At 31.7% G+C, this 20152-nt stretch carries 19 protein-coding genes and 1 riboswitch; of the genes, 5 read left to right on the forward strand and 14 right to left on the reverse strand.

The features are described 5' to 3' along the window. Positions 1–98 precede the first annotated feature (98 nt). The 3 genes from LQ609_RS01885 to auxA all read right to left on the reverse strand — a co-directional run bounded on the left by LQ609_RS01885 (position 99) and on the right by auxA (position 3831). Positions 99–635, reverse strand: coding sequence for a DUF697 domain-containing protein (locus LQ609_RS01885; RefSeq protein ID WP_078356779.1), 537 nt, complete (start codon positions 633–635; stop codon positions 99–101). Between the two features lie 72 nt (positions 636–707). Next, positions 708–1880, reverse strand: a complete 1173-nt coding sequence (locus tag LQ609_RS01890; RefSeq protein WP_239734259.1) for a class I SAM-dependent rRNA methyltransferase — start codon at positions 1878–1880, stop codon at positions 708–710. 652 nt (positions 1881–2532) lie between these two features. Beyond that, the gene (gene auxA, locus LQ609_RS01895) at positions 2533–3831 is read right to left on the reverse strand and encodes a lipoteichoic acid stability factor AuxA (RefSeq protein WP_078356777.1); all 1299 of its coding nucleotides are present in this window, start codon (positions 3829–3831) and stop codon (positions 2533–2535) included. A 147-nt stretch (positions 3832–3978) separates the two neighbouring features. Between auxA and LQ609_RS12675 the strand changes: the two genes are divergently transcribed. The 4 genes from LQ609_RS12675 to LQ609_RS01910 all read left to right on the forward strand — a co-directional run bounded on the left by LQ609_RS12675 (position 3979) and on the right by LQ609_RS01910 (position 7200). Next, entirely contained in the window at positions 3979–4104 is a 126-nt protein-coding gene (locus LQ609_RS12675) for a hypothetical protein (RefSeq protein ID WP_256681898.1), read from the forward strand. Between the two features lie 125 nt (positions 4105–4229). Next, positions 4230–4333: riboswitch (TPP riboswitch) on the forward strand. 95 nt (positions 4334–4428) lie between these two features. Then, positions 4429–5004 (forward strand): ECF transporter S component, encoded by a 576-nt coding sequence (locus LQ609_RS01900; protein ID WP_078356776.1) that lies wholly within the window; start codon positions 4429–4431, stop codon positions 5002–5004. 11 nt (positions 5005–5015) lie between these two features. Continuing rightward, on the forward strand, positions 5016–6419 hold the full coding sequence (locus LQ609_RS01905) for an ABC transporter ATP-binding protein (RefSeq protein ID WP_239734260.1): 1404 nt from the start codon (positions 5016–5018) through the stop codon (positions 6417–6419). After that, positions 6409–7200 (forward strand): energy-coupling factor transporter transmembrane component T family protein, encoded by a 792-nt coding sequence (locus LQ609_RS01910; protein ID WP_078356774.1) that lies wholly within the window; start codon positions 6409–6411, stop codon positions 7198–7200. The genes LQ609_RS01905 and LQ609_RS01910 overlap by 11 nt, the downstream gene beginning before the upstream one ends. Positions 7201–7830: 630 nt before the next feature. Here LQ609_RS01910 and purD read toward each other — a convergent pair. From purD to purE, 11 genes are read right to left on the reverse strand one after another with little or no spacing between them, the layout of a single operon-like run. Beyond that, positions 7831–9081 carry a phosphoribosylamine--glycine ligase gene (purD, locus tag LQ609_RS01915; protein ID WP_239734261.1) on the reverse strand — a complete coding sequence of 417 codons (1251 nt, stop codon included), beginning with the start codon at positions 9079–9081 and terminating at the stop codon, positions 7831–7833. 9 nt (positions 9082–9090) lie between these two features. Then, positions 9091–10569, reverse strand: coding sequence for a bifunctional phosphoribosylaminoimidazolecarboxamide formyltransferase/IMP cyclohydrolase (gene purH, locus LQ609_RS01920; RefSeq protein ID WP_107509835.1), 1479 nt, complete (start codon positions 10567–10569; stop codon positions 9091–9093). A 15-nt stretch (positions 10570–10584) separates the two neighbouring features. Further along, complete coding sequence (gene purN / locus LQ609_RS01925; RefSeq protein WP_078356771.1) at positions 10585–11151, reverse strand: phosphoribosylglycinamide formyltransferase; 567 nt, start codon at positions 11149–11151, stop codon at positions 10585–10587. Then, entirely contained in the window at positions 11148–12182 is a 1035-nt protein-coding gene (gene purM, locus LQ609_RS01930) for a phosphoribosylformylglycinamidine cyclo-ligase (RefSeq protein ID WP_239700546.1), read from the reverse strand. Before purM ends, purN begins: the two co-directional genes overlap by 4 nt. Next, positions 12166–13662, reverse strand: coding sequence for an amidophosphoribosyltransferase (gene purF, locus LQ609_RS01935; RefSeq protein WP_239700535.1), 1497 nt, complete (start codon positions 13660–13662; stop codon positions 12166–12168). Before purF ends, purM begins: the two co-directional genes overlap by 17 nt. Further along, positions 13641–15830: a phosphoribosylformylglycinamidine synthase subunit PurL gene (gene purL, locus LQ609_RS01940; protein WP_078356768.1), complete on the reverse strand. Its 2190-nt coding sequence runs from the start codon at positions 15828–15830 to the stop codon at positions 13641–13643. The genes purF and purL overlap by 22 nt, the downstream gene beginning before the upstream one ends. Next, positions 15823–16494, reverse strand: coding sequence for a phosphoribosylformylglycinamidine synthase subunit PurQ (purQ, locus tag LQ609_RS01945; RefSeq protein ID WP_078356767.1), 672 nt, complete (start codon positions 16492–16494; stop codon positions 15823–15825). Before purQ ends, purL begins: the two co-directional genes overlap by 8 nt. Continuing rightward, positions 16494–16754 (reverse strand): phosphoribosylformylglycinamidine synthase subunit PurS, encoded by a 261-nt coding sequence (gene purS / locus LQ609_RS01950; RefSeq protein ID WP_078356766.1) that lies wholly within the window; start codon positions 16752–16754, stop codon positions 16494–16496. The genes purQ and purS overlap by 1 nt, the downstream gene beginning before the upstream one ends. Beyond that, positions 16755–17456, reverse strand: coding sequence for a phosphoribosylaminoimidazolesuccinocarboxamide synthase (gene purC / locus LQ609_RS01955; RefSeq protein WP_208144003.1), 702 nt, complete (start codon positions 17454–17456; stop codon positions 16755–16757). It lies immediately after the preceding gene. A 1-nt stretch (position 17457) separates the two neighbouring features. Then, a complete protein-coding gene (gene purK / locus LQ609_RS01960) occupies positions 17458–18585 on the reverse strand; it encodes a 5-(carboxyamino)imidazole ribonucleotide synthase (RefSeq protein ID WP_107509838.1) in 1128 nt (375 codons plus the stop codon). After that, on the reverse strand, positions 18572–19054 hold the full coding sequence (gene purE, locus LQ609_RS01965; RefSeq protein WP_078356763.1) for a 5-(carboxyamino)imidazole ribonucleotide mutase: 483 nt from the start codon (positions 19052–19054) through the stop codon (positions 18572–18574). The genes purK and purE overlap by 14 nt, the downstream gene beginning before the upstream one ends. Before the next feature lie 208 nt (positions 19055–19262). Here purE and folD point away from each other — a divergent pair, with 208 nt between their 5' ends. Beyond that, positions 19263–20120, forward strand: a complete 858-nt coding sequence (folD, locus tag LQ609_RS01970) for a bifunctional methylenetetrahydrofolate dehydrogenase/methenyltetrahydrofolate cyclohydrolase FolD (RefSeq protein ID WP_078356762.1) — start codon at positions 19263–19265, stop codon at positions 20118–20120. The last annotated feature ends 32 nt before the right edge of the window (positions 20121–20152 follow it).

The following is a 20152-nucleotide window of genomic DNA, read 5'->3' on the forward strand; positions in this document are numbered from 1 at the left end:
CCGCACAGTCTACCTCTCTCTATAACTATAAAAAATAGCTATGAAAAAATCTATCGTCATAGATTTCTTCATAGCTAATCTTAGTATGTTTTATAACACTATTCACCTATAAATTCTTGAATAACTGTTTCACATTTCTTAATGTGATCGTCACCCATTTTTTTCATTAAATAATAACTAATTGAACCAGCAACAGCTTGACCTACAAGTGGTATCCATCTTGATTGTTTAGCTGCTTCACGTTTAACTACTGATTTAAAGAATACTTTCACCATAGCATTAGTAACTTTTTGTCCTATGAATTGACTACCTTTCATGGCAGCTGATGTAAGCACTTTTTGTTTTAAATCATCTTGCATTTTGTTCACTTGTTTATGACTTAGTCCATAAATTTTATTGATATCTTCAATAATATCACCCATAAGTTTAATATCCATACCCACACCTAATCCTGGGATAGGAACTACATTCGCTGCAGATGACATTAATGATTTTTTATAAACTAATTCTTTAGCTCTTTTTCTACGCTCTAATAATTCATCTTGTGTTACTGGTAACTCAGAACGTTTTTTAATTTCTTCTATGCCTAATGCTTTATTTCCTGCTTTTGTACTAATTTTATTAAAAATACCCATTATGTTCAATCTCCTCACAGTTTCGTTAGTATTCAATACTAGAATATTAACTTATACCCGTTTTAGGAAATTTTAACCATTTATTTGGACAAAGACTACTTTTAAATACTTGCTCGGTTTGTAATGTGGATGGCTCTTAAAGTCTTTAGGTAAGCCCATTACATCTGAAATTGTATAATCTACATCTAGCGCATCCAATGTTTGGTTAATCATCTTCTTAAACGCTTTTTGAGGAAAAGCACTTGAATTTGTACTTAATACTAAAGTACCTTGTTCATTTAGTAGTTCTAAAGACCCTTCAATTAATTCTGGGTAATTTTTCTGAACGCTAAATGTTTTTTTCTTATGACGAGCAAAACTTGGAGGATCAATAACAACTACATCATAACTCAAACCGTGACGAAGAGCGTATTTGAAATAATCGAATACATCCATGATGAATATATGATTATTATTTAAATCAATTGCATTTAATCCAAAATTAGCTTCAGTAAGTGGTCTTGCTCTGTTTGCTAAATCTACACTAGTCGTGGAATTAGCATTCTCACTTGCTGCAACAGAAAAAGCACCAGTATAACTAAACAAATTCAGCACATCTTTATCTTCGCTATAATGATCTCTTAATTTTTTTCGTACATCTTTTTGATCTAGGAAAATACCTGTCATCGGTCCACCGTCTAAATCGATATTATAATATAAATGATTTTCTTCCACTACGTATGGGAAACCAGGTGCTGTTCCGTCAACAAAATCAGATGCAGTTTCCATTCCTTTAAATCTTCTTTTTTCAAAAATAGATTTATATTCAAATACTTCTTTAATAGCAGGTAACAATCTATCTTTCAAACGATAAATACCTACAGAGTACCATTGAATCAGTAAATGTCCGTCGTAATAATCAATTGTCAATCCACCGATACCATCACCTTCAGCATTGAATATTCTATATGCATTTATACCATCAACATGATCATAATATTCTCTTTCACTTTTAGCCGTCTTAAATAGATTTACAAAAAAGTTATGATCTATCTTTTCAGTTGAATCTAAAGATAATACCCAACCGATACCTTTATTTTGTTCACCATAATAAGCTGTAGCAATAAATCTTTTACCAGAATCTACAAGCGCTACTAATTCACCTTCATCTGTACTTGGCATATCAAATACATCATCTTTTTCAACAAGAGGGAAACCTCTTAAATATTTATCTTCTTTACCTCTTTTGAGCATTAACTGTTTCATTATTTTTTGGCCATCCTTTCGAAATGTCTCACATATTATAACGTATATTACGCAAAACGCCAAAAAAACAGAGTATCCCCCTTTAGAATACTCTGTTAACCGAATTTATTAATCAAAATTTCCCCCAGAAAGTTTGATCCCCTTTTATGTAAACGCTTACTAAAATTAGTATAAAGGATAAGATTATTCCGTGCAATACATTTTCCAAAGAAATTCATTAAAAATATTTACTTTTTACATTTTTAATTTCACTATCAAGCTAAATATTTATTTTAATCTATATATATAAAATGTTATATAACTCTTGAATTGTGTGAATATAGTTGCCCTTGTTTACACTTCTCTTCAGTTTTGTCACTATAGCTGCCCTTGTTTACACTTCTCTCCAGTTTTGTCACTATAGCTGCCCTTGTTTACACTTCTCTTCAGTTTTGTCACTACAGCTGCCCTTGTTTACACTTCTCTTCAGTTTTGTCACTATAGCTATCCATATTTACACTTCTCTTCAGTTTTGTCACTACACCTATCCATATTTACTCTACTTACATGTTGTGTGAATAAAAAAGTCCTACAAAAATTATACTGATACTCTAAAACATAAAAAACCTGTCAACAAAGTTCGACTTTGTTGGCAGGTTTTGACTATATTTCTCTAGAAAGATTTTTTTAGATGAATTATAAATGCTGGTGTTACAAACAATAATAGTAAAAATGAAATTGGTGTTATGAATACTGAGAACTGTGATGTTTGAATTGCTGAGACAAAGAATGTCGTTGCAATTTCAAAGAACAGTGCTGATATAACGAATAGTTTCCCAAAATTATTTTTATTTTTATAGTTTGTCGTGTAATTAAAGTATGCATATAAAATGATAAGCAACAACATTATAAATAATGTTAACCATTCAAACACATATTGAGTTTGTGATAATTTCCATTCTCCTGATAAGAATAAGCCATTACGATTGTTAAACTCAATAAAAGTAAATAAGAATAAAATTGCTGTACAAATCCATTCTATATAACTTTTCTTTAACCATTTAGGTCTTCTCATCCATTTCGGAATATCATCATCTTCAATTTTTATAATTTCTTTCCATTTTTCACTACGTTTTTTTCTTTTAGCAATTGCTTCTTCAGAGTTAAACTTTTCTAAAGTTGTTTGCTTCAGGCTTTGTGATTTTTCATAAAAACTTTCAGATATGCTAAATATTTTACTTGTTAATAAATTATTATTTGCTCTTGAGTGTTTTTCATCATTAACCATTTCAATATCTTTATCACTTACTGGTAAAGATCTTCTTAAATATAAACTAATCCATACGGACATTTGACTAAAGCACCATAATAATACAAAGAATAAATTAACGCTCATTACATCGATAGGCTTTACATTTTCCGCATCAATGTTATGGTTCATTGCAAATTGAGAAATGAAATAACATATACCATAAGAAATGATAATCCATAAATAATGCTGTTTCCGTTTCATCGGATTAAGCTCATTTTTATAAACAACATATCCAATGTGAATACTGAATGGGATAATAAATAAGAATGATGCAAAACTATAAACTTGGAACATCGTCATCATCATGACAATCATTAATATTATCGTCAAGCCGATATAAAATATAGAAATGTCATAATCATAATTCGTTGTTCTTCTTAAAGTACGTCCAATCAGTAAAATAAATATACCAAATAGTAAAATTATTATTGCTGCTATTACAGGAAAACCACCAATATAATGGTGCAATATTCTAACCAACTCATCAAAAAAAGCTACAAAAAAGTCCCAAATATTTCTTATATGGATATCATTTGATTCCTTGATATTATAATCTTTAATACGTGGTGCATTAAATAATATAAGTAATCCGGTAATTAAAATGAATATTCCTATAATACGACTAAAATGAACTTCCCAGCTTTTTTTCTTTATAGACATGTTCTTCACCTCATTGAACATTATAATTGTTTCATTTTCAAATGTCTTTAATTAAATTGAAAATCAGTCCCAAGTAGTACATTAAGTTTAAAACTCATATGTTGTTGGGTATATAATAATATCATACATTTTAAAGGAGTGTTATTTATGACACATAACGATAAACATAAAGACGAAGCAGAAAAAGCTAAGAAACAAGAACAAGAAAATAAGAAAGACGATAAAAATGGACAAGACGAAACAAAAGATAATATTCAAGATACATTTGAATAAACAACTTTCGTAGTTCTAATAAATACCCTATGGAAACATTCTATCTTTTCATAGGGGGTTTTTTTGTTCATTATAGCCTATTGACAAAATGCATGATAAGACTTATCGTAGTGATAACAATTTAATAAATGCACTAGGGGTGTTTTAAACTGAGACAGACATGAGAAGGTCTGAACCCTTTGTACCTGATCTAGATGATACTAGCGTAGGAAAGTGTTCGTAAATCATATAATAATATTCATTTATAAATGATAACAATATTTTTGTGCGCTTCTATTTAGATATAGGAGTGCACATTTTTTTATAAAAAAGGAGATAATTAGCATGTCAAAGAGATTAACTTTATCTGATATTTTGGTCACAGTTTTAATTGGTGCTTTATTTGCAATCATTTATAAATTTTTATGGATTCCATATGAAATATTAAAACCTTTAGGATTACATTTAGAACAATCCGTATATGGTTTTTGGTTTATAGCAGCAATTATAGCGTATTTAATTATTCAAAAACCAGGTGTGGCTTTACTTGCAGAATTTGCTGCTGGTGCTGGCGAAACAATTGTAATGGGACAATTTGATATACCTACTTTTGTTTATGCATTACTTCAAGGTTTAGCTTGTGAAATTGTATTTTTAGTAGTTCGTTATAAATATAGAAAATTATCAGTTGCTATTGTTGCCGGAATGTTGGCAGGTATTATTACGTTACCGATTGATTGGTTTTATAATTATTTAAGTGATGTTGCATTATGGAATGTAATTTTGATGTTCACAATTAGAATTTTAAGTGGTGCTATTGTAGGCGGCGCTTTAGGATATGCAATTGTAAGAGCGCTTGATCAGACTGGCGTCACTAAACTATTTAGACCTGCATCTAAAAAAGACTATGACTTACTATAGGAGTTAACCAATTGTTATCACTAAAAAATTTAAGACTTAAATACCCAGAGGATGAACGCATTATATTTAAAAATTTAGATATTCAAATTAATGATAAAGAGAAAGTACTGTTATTAGGACCAAGTGGTTCAGGAAAAAGTACATTACTAAATGTATTAAACGGCATTATACCTAGGTCATTGGATATTCCAATGAAACTTGATTCTATAACTATCGACACACTTCCAGGAGTTGTTTTTCAAGATCCTGATACACAATTTTGTATGCCTGAGATTAAAGAAGAATTAGCTTTCGTACTTGAAAATATGAATGTAGATCCAAAAGAGATGGATGGAATGATTAATGAAGCAATGAATAAAGTGAATTTAAATGCTGATGCCTCGTTAAAAATCAACCGTTTAAGTGGTGGTATGAAACAAAAATTAGCTATTGCTTCTATATTATTACAAAATTCTCAAACATTATTTCTAGATGAACCGACAGCTATGCTCGATCATCAGTCAACAACGCAACTTTGGGACTTAATAATGCAACATTGGAAAGATCAAACTGTTGTAATTGTAGAACATAAAGTTGATTATATTTGGAATTTTGTCGATAGAGTGATTGTTATGAATGAACAAGGACAAATCACACACGATAGTACTCCATCTGATATATTGGAAAATCATATAGATATTTTAAATCAGTATGGTGTATGGCATCCACTTTCTTGGAATTATGCACCTCAATTAAAAAATAAATCTTCCGCACAAGAAACTTTATTAACAATTAAAGATTTAGATATTTTAAGAAGTAACAGAAAACTTTTTACAATAGATAACTTAACTATTAATAGTGGTGAATGGATTGGGCTTACAGGACAAAACGGTTCTGGTAAGACTTCATTCTTAGAAAGTATAATGCAACTTATAAAATATAATGGACAAGTTAAATATAAGAATAAACAATTAAAAAAAGTTAAAGATGCATCTAAACATATGTACTTTGTCTATCAAAACCCAGAATTGCAGTTTATAGAAATATCTGTCTTTAATGAAATATTTATCAATTTTGCTTTTCAAGACAAAGAAACCGCAATTGAAAAAACTAATGAAATGTTAAATCTTTTAAACTTGTATCATGTTAAAGACCAACATCCTTTTGAACTATCTATTGGCCAAAAGAAACGTTTAAGTGTAGCAACAGCATTAAGTACTAATTCAGAAATTATTTTATTAGACGAACCAACATTTGGTTTGGATAGTCATAATACTTTTGAACTTATCAAGTTATTTCATGAAAGAGTCCGCAAAGGACAAACTATATTAATGATCACGCATGAAAATGAAATAATAGAAAGATATGCTACAAGAACATTAGTCATTAACAATCATCAATTAGACGTTAACGGTGGTGAATCACATGTTAACTAATTGGAAAAAATATTCTACTTTTATAGATGATGTAAATATTTTAACCAAACTTTTATTAGGTATAGTATTATTTTTCTTTGCTATATTTATTCATGATTTTGATTTCATGATTTATTTAACCCTTATAATGTTTATTTATTTAATTATAATGAGTGGTGTTAAATGGTTACCCCTTCTCATTATAATTATGATTACATTATTCTTTGGATTTACTTCTTCTTTGTTTATGATTTTTTATGGTGAAGGAGATAATACTATATTTCAGTTAGGGATCATTCATATAACAAATGAGAGTTTACTAAGAGGTTTACATGTAACAATGCGTACACTCGTCATTTCATTTTATGGGATGGTCATTCCTTTTACTTCTCAAATTATTTTCGTATTTTACAGTTTCATGCAACATTTAAAGTTAAAACCTAAAATTGCTTATGCTTTTATGGCTTCAATTAGATTGATACCAATTATGTTTAGTTCATTTATGCAATTAAGACAAGCTTTAAAAATGAGGTATTCAGTTATAGACAAAAGTAATCGTAAAGGATTGAAATGGGTAAATCATTTGCTTATACCTACTTTAAGTCAAAGCATTAGAAAGTCTCATAGATTAGCTGTGGCAATGGAAGCGAAAGGATTTACGAATCAAAAAAGAACTTACTATTATAAAGTACCTATTACAATGAAAGATTTATATTTTGTTCTAATGACGATTTTGCTTGTAGTTGTTGCGTACTTATTAAGTATTTATATACCCATAACAAGCATTTCTGATATTAGATAACATTGCGTTATATTTGACCATACCTTTCCCAAAAGAATGAAGTATAACGCAATGTAAAAATGCTTAGGACATAAATCCTAACTCAAAATAAATAAGCATATCACTTAACCGATTTTTAAAGTTTACAGTGATATGCTTATTTTTTATATTACGATTTTGTACGTGCATGCTTGCCTAGGGGTATGGCTCGAGCCTGTAGTCTCTCACGCATACTATTCCCTCAGGCGTCCGCACTTTACAAAATCACTCTCAACAACTATTTTTATATAGAAATATGGTAGCTCTAAGTGTTACTTCGGACTGTAGTCAAACTAAACTTAAATTTATAAGTTTAGTTTTTTGATTTAATAAATATATTTATTGAACATAAAATCAACTCTTGAATAAATTCCAACTATATTATAAATATTTAATTAATATTTGGCATTTTTTAGCGCTGACTCCTGCGGGAAAAGCATGATTCGAAGACTACAGGCTGAGAACATGCCCGCGGAAAGCATGCGCATAAAAAAATGCCAACAAAGTCTATAGTTGTCACAATGATTTCCATAAAAAATAAGAGCAGAAATTCAATTTTAATAATGAATTTCTGCTCTTTTTAAATTTCTAAGACATTTATGTCCAAGTTATTTACTTATTAGCTTTTATAGCTTTATGTGCGATGTCTTTTCTATAAAACAACTGATTACTTTTAATTTTACTAACTTGGTTATAAGCATCTTGTTGAGCTGATTCTATATCATCACCCATACCGATAGCTATCATAACTCGACCACCATTGTTCTCATATTGCCCTTTGTCATTCTTTTTCAAAGCACTAACAAAATATTGATTTAAGTCTTCAAGTCCTTCAACTAAATGACCTTTGTCATAGGATCCTGGATAACCTTTAGAGGCAAGTACTACACCCACTATACTTTCATCTTTCCACTCAAGCGTGATAGGTTCTTTTTTATAAACTTTTTCTAAAATTTCTATAAAATCAGAGTCCAATCTAGTTAGGAGTACTTGTGCTTCTGGATCACCAAATCTTGCATTAAATTCTATTACTTTTGGACCATCTTCAGTCAATATAGCACCTATATAAATTAATCCGAAATAGTTGATTCCTTCGCTTACTAAAGCGTCTGCAATAGGTTGTGCTATTTTTTCGTTAGTTTCTTTTAAGATGTCGTCAGATATATGAGGAACTGGGCAATATGCTCCCATACCACCTGTATTTGGACCTATGTCACCATCATATGCACGTTTATGATCTTGAGCGATACAATCGAATGGAACTGCAAACTCATTATTCACAAACGTCATAACTGAATATTCTTCACCATCAAGAAATTCTTCAAAAACAACTTTTTCATTTTGAGTTTGATATAAAGTCTCAACACCTTCTCTAGCCTCATCACGTGTTAATGCAACAATTACCCCTTTTCCAGCAGCTAATCCATCTTTTTTAAGCACTATTGGAATTTTACATTGTTCAACATATTTTTTTGCTTTATCTTTATCCGTAATAGTTTGATATTCAGCAGTTGGAATATTATATTTTTCCATGATTTTTTTTGCAAATTCTTTTGAACCTTCTAATTGAGCAGCTTGTTTATTAGGTCCAAACACTTTAGAATTGGTCTGTTCTAATTCATCTGTTAACCCATCAATTAATGGTTGTTCTGGTCCAATAATTACCCATTCAATTTCGTGCTTTACAACAAAATCTCTAATTAATTTATGATCTGTTTCATCTATATCTGAAACTATTGTAGCTACTTCAGTCATCGCATCGTTTCCTGGAATAACAAATACTTTATCAACTAACTCTGAAGTACTACATTTTTTAGCTAATACATGCTCTCTTCCACCCGATCCTATAACAAGTACTTTCATATTGACCTCCTAATGTTTAAAGTGTCTCATACCAGTAAATACCATACTGATTCCATATTTATTAGCCATATCAATTGAATCTTGGTCTTTAATTGAGCCACCAGGTTGAATGATTGTCTTAATTCCAGCTTTTGCAGCTGTTTCAACTGAATCTCCCATTGGGAAAAATCCATCAGACGCTAAAGCAACATTGTCATTCATTTCGATTGCTCTATCAATTGCTATTTTTGCAGAACCTACTCTATTCATTTGACCCGCTCCTACACCGACAGTTTGGTGGTCGTTTGCAAGTACAATTGCATTACTTTTTACTGAACGTACAACTTTCCATGATAATTCTAAAGCTTTCCATTGCGCTTCTGTAGGTTCAACATCAGTTACAACTTTCATCTCATCTCTAGATATAACAGCATTGTCTTTATCTTGTACTAAGTAACCGCCAGATACAGAAACAAATTCTTGTTCATCTTTTGTTTCTGTCATATTAATTTCTAACAATCTAATATTTTTCTTTTTAGTCAATACTTCCAAAGCTTCTTTTTCAAAGCTTGGTGCAATTACTACTTCTAAGAAAATTGAATGTAATGATTCCGCTAGTTTTTTAGTAACTGGTCTGTTTAATGCAACAATTCCACCGAATATAGATTGAGAATCCGCTTCATATGCGTAATCATAAGCTTCTTCGATTGTTTCTCCTACACCTACTCCACATGGATTCATGTGTTTAACAGCTACTGCAGCTGGTTGTTCGAATTTTTTAATAAGTGATAAAGTTGCATCAGCATCTTTAATATTGTTAAAGCTTAATGCTTTACCGTGTAATTGTTTAGCACCAGCTAATGTGTTTGTTTCGTTTGACGTTTTTACAAATGTCGCACTTTGTTGAGGATTCTCACCATATCTTAATTGTTCAGATTCATTTGCGAAAAACTCAACAATTGTTTTGTCATAATCATTTGTATGTTTAAATACTTTAACCATTAAAGATTTGCGATATGTTTCATCAAGTTTATTATTTTCAATACGATCAATGACTTCGTTATAATCTTCCGGGTCAACTACTGTAGTTACAAATTTAAAGTTCTTTGCAGCAGCTCTTAACATTGTTGGTCCGCCAATATCTATGTTTTCAATCGCTTCATCTTCGGTGACATTGTCTTTTTTGATTGTTTCTTTAAATGGATATAAGTTTACAACAACTAGATCAATTAAATCGATATCTTGTTCTTTCAATGCTGATAAATGTTCAGGTATAGAACGATTTGCAAGAATCCCACCATGTACACCTGGATGTAAAGTTTTTACTCTTCCATCCATTATTTCAGGAAAATGTGTTAAATCAGAAACGGAATAAACTTCAACTTTCGCATCTTCTAGTGCTTTTTTAGTGCCACCTGTTGAATATATTTTATAACCATTTTCTATAAGTTTACTTGCAAATTCCACTATATTTGTTTTATCTGAAACACTTAATATTGCATTCTTCATTTTGTAAAGACTCCTTTATTGAATGATTTCTTTTATGACACGTGGGTATAATTCGTATTCCAAGTTTTGTATTCTTAATTGCAATGTTTCTCTTGTATCGTCTGGATATACAGAACAACTTAATTGATCAATTATTTTACCAGTATCCATACCACTATCAACATAATGTACAGTTGCACCTGTGACACGCACACCATAATCAAGTGCTTGTCCAACAGCATCTTTACCAGGAAAACTCGGTAAAATAGAAGGATGAATATTCAACATTTTACCTTCATATTGTTTCAATAGTGTTGGTCCTACAATTCTCATATAACCTGCTAAAATAACCCAGCTCACTCTATCTTGTGATAATTTCGTTAACAGTGCTTCTTCATATTCTTTTTTATCGTCATAAGTTTTTGGATCAATAATATATACTGGTAAATTAAACCGTCTTGCTCTTTCAATACAAAAAGCATTCGGATTATCTGTATATAAAGCAGTAACCTCAATATGGTTTAAATATCCTGCTTCAATGTTTTCCATAATTTTTTCGAAGTTTGAACCATTTCCTGAAGCAAATACTGCAATTTTAATCATGATTGAACCCCCGATATATTGACCTCTCCAGTTCCATTTGTAATTCCACCAATAACGAAAGCTTCTTCATTATGTTGTTTTAAAATATTCAATGTTTCTTCTTGGTCTTCTTTATTAACAATTAGAACAAATCCAATACCCATATTAAATACATTATACATTTCTGAAGCTTCAATATTACCTTGATTTTTTAGCCACTCAAATATTTGTGGTACTTTATATGTACTAACATCTATTTCAGCATCTTTATCATTTGGAATAGCTCTAGGAATATTCTCTATGAAACCTCCACCAGTAATATGCGACATACCCTTCACTTTCACTTTATCTAATACTGAAAGTACTGGTTTAACGTATAGTTTAGTTGGTTCAAGAAACGCTTCTAAGTATGTTCTATTTTCATCAAATTGATCATTTAAATTGATTTTACTTTCTTTAATTAAATTTCTTACAAGACTATATCCATTAGAATGTATACCACTAGATGTTATTCCGATTATAATGTCACCATCATCAACATTACTTCCATCGATGTAATCATCTTTTTCAACCGCTCCAACACAAAAACCAGCAATATCATATTCACCTTGATGATACATTTCACCCATTTCTGCAGTCTCTCCACCAATTAACGCACAATTAGTTTCTTTACAACCTACAGACACTCCAGATACGATTGCTTCAATTGTTTCTGGTTCTACTTTATTTGTTGCAATATAATCAAGAAAATATAAAGGTTCAGCACCAGTCGTCAATATATCATTAACACACATCGCCACTGCATCAATACCTATCGTGTCGTGTTTATTATAATCAATAGCCAATTTCAGTTTAGTGCCTACACCATCAGTACCCGATACTAAAACGGGTTTCTTCATATTTAATTGAGACAAATCAAATGCTGCACCAAATCCACCTAATCCACCTAGTACTTCTTTTCTCATCGTACTTTGTACATGAGACTTCATTCTATTTACCGCTTCATAGCCCGCTTCTATATCTACACCAGATGCTTTATATGCTTTCGACATTAAGATTACCCTCTTTATCAAAGTATTGTTTGTTATTTTCTAGATAAGCCTTTTGACGTGGACTTAAATTTTCATAATATCTCTCTTCATAATCATATAGCCCTGCAGGATAGTCTCCTGTAAAACTTTCAACACAAAGACCATGATATGGAACATCTTTATCTAAACCTATTGAATGAATTAACCCATCAACAGATAAATATGATAATGAATCTGCACCAATATAATCTCTAATTTCCTCAGGTGATTTATTAGCAGATATTAATTCTGAAGACGTCGAAACATCAATCCCATAAAAACTAGGAAACATAAATTCAGGTGAAGCAATGCGAACATGTATTTCATTTGCTCCAGCATCCTTTAACATCTTCACAATTCTCTTACTTGTAGTACCTCTAACAATTGAATCATCAACAAGCACAATATTTTTTCCATGTACGATATCTTTTACAGCTGATAATTTAACACGGACACCTTGTTCACGTAATTCTTGAGTTGGTTGGATAAATGTTCTAGCTACATATTGATTTTTAACTAGACCCATTTCATAAGGTAAGTGGCTTTCTTCTGCAAATCCAGATGCTGCTGAAAGAGATGAATTAGGAACACCAATAACCATATCTGCATTAGCAACAGGACTTTCTTGAGCTAGTTTTTTACCTGACTCTTTACGAACAGCATGTACGTTTTTACCTGCTATTGTAGAATCTGGTCTAGCAAAATAAATATATTCCATAGCTGAAATTGCAGTTGTTGTGTCTTTTGTATAAGACTCAACTCTTATACCATCATCATTAATGACAATAAATTCCCCAGCATGAATATCTCTAATAAACTCTGCGCCAAGAACATCGATTGCACATGTTTCACTTGCAATAATATAAGCACCAGTTTTCATTCTACCTACTGCTAAAGGTCTTATAGCATTTGGATCTACTGCTCCATAAAGTGCATCTTTAGTTAATAATGCGAACGTAAATCCACCTTTTATAATGTTTAAACTTTCTTTTAGTGCTTCTTCAAAAGTAGGTGCTTTACTTCTTCTAATAAGATGCATAATGACTTCTGTATCCGATGAAGAATGAAAAATTGCGCCTTCCTTTTCTAACTCAATACGTAAACTTTGGGCATTGACCAAATTCCCATTATGACAAACGCCTACACTCATATCATAAAAGTGATATAAAAAAGGTTGAATATTTTCAATACCTTTATTTCCTGATGTCGCATATCTTACATGACCAATCGCATGTTGATTACCTTTAAAAGTTTCTAATTGAACATCAGAAATCGCATCTGTTAGCAATCCTAAACCTCTTTCACCTTTAAGCTCCAGTCCATTTGAAGAAACAATTCCTGCGCCTTCTTGACCTCTATGTTGTAAACTGTGAAGTCCCATATAAGTTAATTGTGCAGATTCTGGATGATTCCAAATGCCAAACACACCACATTCTTCATTTAAACTCTTGATTTCATGCATTGCGTTATAGCTCCCTTCAACTGTTCATCCAAAGTAGATACATCATATTTAATTTGAGATGAATCATTCGTTAATGTAAATTGAGCATCGTTAGTTACTTTACCTATTTCAACCGCACCATCAATTTCTACTATTTGTTCTTCTTTAGCGATTAAAATATATCGACCTTGTGTTTCACTAAATAACTGTGCATTTGAAACTGGTACATTTACATCTAATCCTAAATTAAAGTGTGTTGATATTTTTGCTAAACTAATAGCTATACCACCTTTTCCAATTGCTTGGACATGAGAAACCGTGCCTGCATTAATTGCTTCTTTAATTTGTTCGCCACGTTTAACTTCTGCATTTAAATCAATTGAGCTTGATTCATGGTTTACTTCTGTATATAATAATTTTTCGATTTGACTTCCACCGAAATCGTTATTAGTTTCTCCAACTATATATATGCGTTCATTAACTTTTGGCTCAAAATCATTTAAATAATTAACATCTTCAATTAATCCAACCATTCCAACTACTGGTGTTGGGAAAATTGAAGTTCCTTTCGTTTCATTATATAAAGAGACGTTTCCTGAAACGACTGGTGTATTTAAAGCTTCACATGCTTCAGCCATACCTCGTGTAGAATCTGTTAATTGTTGATAGATTTCTTTCTTTTCTGGAGAACCATAATTTAAACAATCTGTCATCGCTAAAGGTTTTGCACCTACAGAAATAAGATTTCTGTATGCTTCTGCTACAACCATTTTTCCGCCTTCATATGGATTGTTATAAACATATCTTGCTTCTCCATCAATTGTTGACGCAATTGCTTTATTTGTACCTTCTACTCTTACAACACCAGCGCTAATACCTGGTTTAATGATAGTATTTGCTCCAACTTGCTGATCATATTGGTCATAAGCATAATGCTTAGATGCAATCGTTGGATGGTTAATAAGTTTAGTAAACACATCTTCAACATCAATATGATCATATTGATTTGCATCTTTATGGTGTTCTTTAGCTTCTCCTTCTAAAATATATACTGGCGCTTCATCAGCTAAAGGTTCAACTGGAATATCAGCATAAACTTCGTCCTCATAAGATAATACAAATCTATTAGTATCCGTTACTTCTCCAATTACAGCTGAATCTAATTCATGATGTTCAAACAAATCTAAGAATTTTTGTTCAGTTCCTTTTTCAACTACTAAGAGCATACGTTCTTGTGTTTCAGATAGCATCATTTCGTAAGGAGATATGCCCTCTTCTCGTGTTGGTACTTTTTCTAAATGTAAATGAATACCACTTTCACCTTTAGCTGCCATTTCTGAAGATGATGAAGTTAAACCTGCAGCTCCCATATCTTGAATTCCAACTAATTCTGGATATGTTATCGCTTCTAAAGTTGCTTCCATTAATTTTTTACCTACGAAAGGATCACCTATTTGGACAGATGGTCTTTTGCTTTCAGATGCTTCACTTAATTCTTCTGATGCAAATGTTGCTCCATGTATACCATCTCTGCCAGTTTTTAATCCAACATATATAACAGGATTGCCTATTCCTTTAGCAGTACCTTTTTGGATTTTATCGTGTTCGATAATACCGACACACATCGCGTTTACAAGTGGATTACCATCGTAACGACCATCAAATTCAATTTCACCAGCTACTGTTGGAATACCGATACAGTTTCCGTATCCACCCACACCTTTTACTACACCACTAAACAGTCTACGATTCGTCTTACTTGATAATTCGCCAAATCTCAAACTATTTAATAATGAAATTGGTCTCGCACCGATAGATACGATGTCACGAATTATACCTCCGACACCAGTGGCTGCACCTTGATAAGGTTCAATTGCTGAAGGATGATTATGTGATTCTACTTTGAACACTACCGCTTGATTGTCACCAATATCAACAACACCAGCACCTTCACCTGGTCCCATCAATACATGTTCTCCAGAAGTCGGGAATTGTTTTAAGAATGGCTTAGAATGTTTATAAGAACAATGCTCGCTCCACATAACAGAAAAGATTCCAATCTCTGTGAAATTAGGTTTTCTACCTAATATAGTTATCACTTTTTGATATTCTTCATCTGTTAGGCCCATATCTTTATATAAATATTCTTTTTCAATTTCTTCTATACTTGGTTCTAAAAACTTAGACATGTTGTTCCCTCCAACTTTCGATCATAGATTGAAATAATTTGACACCGCTATCTGATCCAAGTAAGGTTTCCATTGCACGTTCTGGGTGTGGCATCATACCACAAACATTACCTTCCTTATTTATTATGCCCGCAATATCTTTATATGAGCCGTTTGGATTGTCATTATAAGTTAATATAATTTGGTTATTTTCTACAAGTTCATTATAAACATCATCAGTACAATAATAATGACCCTCACCATGAGCAACAGGATAAACAACTGTTTCATCTTTTTTATATAGGTTCGTAAATTTAGTTTCATTATTTACAATTGTTAAATGCTCATTTCTACTAACAAATAAATGACTATCGTTATGTAGTAAGGCACCAGGTAATAGCCCAACTTCAGTTAAGATTTGAAATCCATTACAAACACCTAGTACAGGTTTACCTTCACTAGCAAGTCTTTTTACTTCATTAATAATTGGAGCAACACGAGCCATCGCACCAGATCTCAAATAATCACCAAATGAAAATCCACCAGGTATTAAGACCCCATCAAATCCTTCAAGAGTTGTTTCTCTATAATCTACATATGCTGCATCAACACCGGAACGCTTAGCAGCATTAAACATATCACGATCGCAATTAGATCCTGGAAATACTAATACAGCTAATTTCATTACGCGTTCTCCTTATCTTCTAGAATTTTAAAGCTATATTCTTCGATTACAGTATTGGCAAATAGTTTTTCACTTAATGTATTTACAACATTTTTGATTGTATTTTCATCTGTTTCATCGACAGTCATATAAATAACTTTACCTACTCTAATATCATTCACTTGCTCATATCCTAAATCATGCACAGCTCTATTTAATGCTTGTCCTTGTGTGTCTAATACTTGTCCTTGTAATGTGATATGCAATTCAATCTTCTTCATTTATAGTTCCTCCAATTTTTTATAAAAAGTTTCATAAGTATCGATTAATGATCCCGTATCTTCTCTATATACATCTTTATCAAAGTTTTCTTTTGTTTCTTTATCCCAAATTCTACAAGTGTCTGGGGATATTTCATCAGCTAATAAAATTTGACCATCTTTTGTAATGCCAAATTCGATTTTATAATCGACCAATATTAAATTCATCTCATTCATTACTTTACTTAACACTTCATTAACTTTTAAAGCTTCATCTTTAATAGTAGAAAGTTGTTCTGTCGATGCGATATTAAGCAAAGCGACATGATCATCTGTGATAAGAGGATCATTTAACTCATCCTTCTTATAAAATAATTCTAATAATGGTTGTTTAAATGTATGACCTTTTTCAAATCCTAACCTTTTACAAATGGATCCAGCAGCTACGTTACGAACTACTACTTCTAATGGAAAGATATCTACAGATTTAACAAGTTGTTCAGTATCTGATATTTGCTCTATAAAGTGACTTGATACACCTTTTTGTTTCAATATTCCAAAAATTTTAGAAGTAATTAGATTGTTTAATCTACCTTTACCAATCATTTCATCCTTTTTAGCACCATTACCTGCTGTGACTTCATCTTTATATTCAATTCTCAAAACGCCTTCTTGTTCTGTATTAAATACTCTTTTAGCTTTACCTTCATAAAGTAATGACATGTTACTTGTTCCGCCCTTCAAAAGTTTGATTAAATGTTAATTCATCCTTATCTAGATCAAGTGATAGCTTGGTAATGTGCCCCATTTTTCGATTAATTTTATTAATTTTCTTACCGTAAATGTGAACATGCCAATCTGGATGTTTATAAAATTCATTTTTTAAATTTGAGACATCTTGTCCTAATAAGTTCATCATAATGGCTGGTTGCAATAAATTAATTTTTTTCGGTAAATGCCAACCTGCAACTGCAAGTACATGTGTATCAAATTGGGAATAGTCACAAGCTTCAATAGAGTAATGCCCTGAGTTATGTGGTCTTGGTGCAATTTCATTAACATATAATTTCAAATCATTTGTTACAAAAAATTCCACAGTGAAAGTACCGATAAAGTGAACTTTAGTCATTATCTTCTTCACTTCATCTATAGCTTGTTCTTCAAGGTCTACACGAGCTGGAACAATTGTCTTATATAGTATTTGATCCCTATGTTCGTTTTCTTGTAGTGGAAAATAAACAGTTTGATCATAAATATCACGAGTTGCTGTTATGGATACTTCTTTATAAAGAGGGAGATATTTTTCAACTACGCATGGTGTATTGGCAATTAGATTTCTCGCTTCATCTAAATCATTATTAGAATGAATAACAAGTTGACCTTTTCCGTCATAACCACCAAAGCGCGTCTTGATAATAAAAGGGAAGCCTATTGTTTCAATCGCTTTATTCAAGTCTTGAGCGTGATTAACCTCTAAAAACGGTACAATGTTTACATTAGCGCTTTCTAATGTTTGTTTTTCAGTTAATCTATCTTGTAATAAAGCAACAGTTTCACTTCCTTGAGGAATATTATAATTATTGGAAAGTGTTTTTAATTGTTGTGCATCTATATTTTCAAATTCATAAGTTACTACTTTCGAGATTTCACCTAATTGATTAAGTGCGTCTTCATTTGAATAATCCGCATTTATAAATTCATGAGCGACAAATTGTGCAGGACAATTCTCATCAGGATCAAGTATTGCTACTTTAAATCCTATTCTTTGTGCAGATTGTGCCATCATTTTACCTAATTGTCCGCCACCCACAATACCTATCATGTCACCAGTTTCGAGGTTATAATAAGTCATTTTGCATTTCCTCCACTTTATCGACTAAACTTTTTTCATAATTCACTAATTGTTTTCTAACATCTTCATCCGTCATACCAATCATTCTTGCTGCTAATATTCCAGCATTTTTAGAACCTGCTTTACCAATAGCTGTAGTTGCAACAGGTATTCCACCTGGCATTTGTACTATAGATAATAATGAGTCCATGCCTTTTAAACTTTTCGATTCAATTGGTACACCTATAACCGGAACTGTTGTTAACGACGCTACCATTCCTGGTAAATGTGCAGCTCCTCCTGCTCCAGCGATAATAATATCGATGTTTTGACTAGTAGCATTTTTAGCAAAATCAACCATTTCTAATGGTGTTCTATGCGCAGATACAACCTTTTTTTCATATTGAATGCTAAAGTAATCTAGCATGTCACATGCTTCTTTCATAATTGGCCAATCTGAAGAACTACCCATTATTACTGCCACTTTCATGTAGGTCACCCTTTCAAATAGTTGAAATATTTAACTTTTATTGTGTATATTACAGATATAGCATAACAATTGATAATGCTATTTTCAATGGAAAAACGAACATTTTCTATATTTTTTATAAAAATTATTGATTTATGTTCGTATTAAAGGGATAATTTGTATTGTAAACATCATTAAAGTTCGATTTATTATTTAGGAGGCAATTTTCATGGTAGCTAAGATATTAGACGGTAGAGAAATAGCGAAGGCGTATAGAGCAGATCTTCAAAGTGAAGTAGAAAAATTAAAAAAGCATAACATCGTACCAAAATTATCTGTAATATTAGTAGGTAATGACGGTGCTAGTAAAAGCTATGTTAATTCGAAAAAGAAAGCAGCCGAAAAGATTGGTATGATATCTGAGATCATACACATGGATGAATCATCAACAGAAGAAGAAGTGTTAAACGAGCTAGACAGATTAAATAATGATGATTCTGTGAGTGGAATTTTAGTGCAAGTACCACTACCTAAACAAGTTTCAGAATCTAAAGTATTAGAAGCAATTAACCCTGAAAAAGATGTAGATGGTTTTAACCCAATTAATATTGGTAGGTTATACACTGGTGAACGTACATTTGTTCCATGTACTCCATTAGGAATTATGGAAATTTTAAAACATGCAGAAATAGATTTAAAAGGTAAAAACGTAGCTGTAATTGGTAGAAGTCATATCGTAGGTCAACCTGTTAGTAAATTATTAACTGATCAAGACGCAACAGTTACGTTGTTACATTCTAAATCAACGAATACTGAAGAAGTATTAAAACAATCTGATGTAATCGTTAGTGCAGTAGGAAATGTACATCTCGTAACTAAAGATTTAGTTAAACCAGGAGCAGTCATTATTGATGTAGGTAACACACCAGATGATGACGGTAAACTTAAAGGTGATGTAGATTTCGAAGCCGTTAAAGAAGTAGCTGGCGCAATTACACCTGTACCTGGTGGCGTTGGTCCCCTTACAATTACTATGGTGTTAAATAATACATTACTAGCTGAAAAATGGAAAAACGGAATAGAATAAAAAAATATATTAAAATAGGCTGGGACAATTAA

Source organism: Mammaliicoccus sp. G-M28 (assembly GCF_022386595.1).
In the GTDB taxonomy this organism is placed as follows: Bacteria; Bacillota; Bacilli; order Staphylococcales; family Staphylococcaceae; genus Mammaliicoccus; species Mammaliicoccus fleurettii.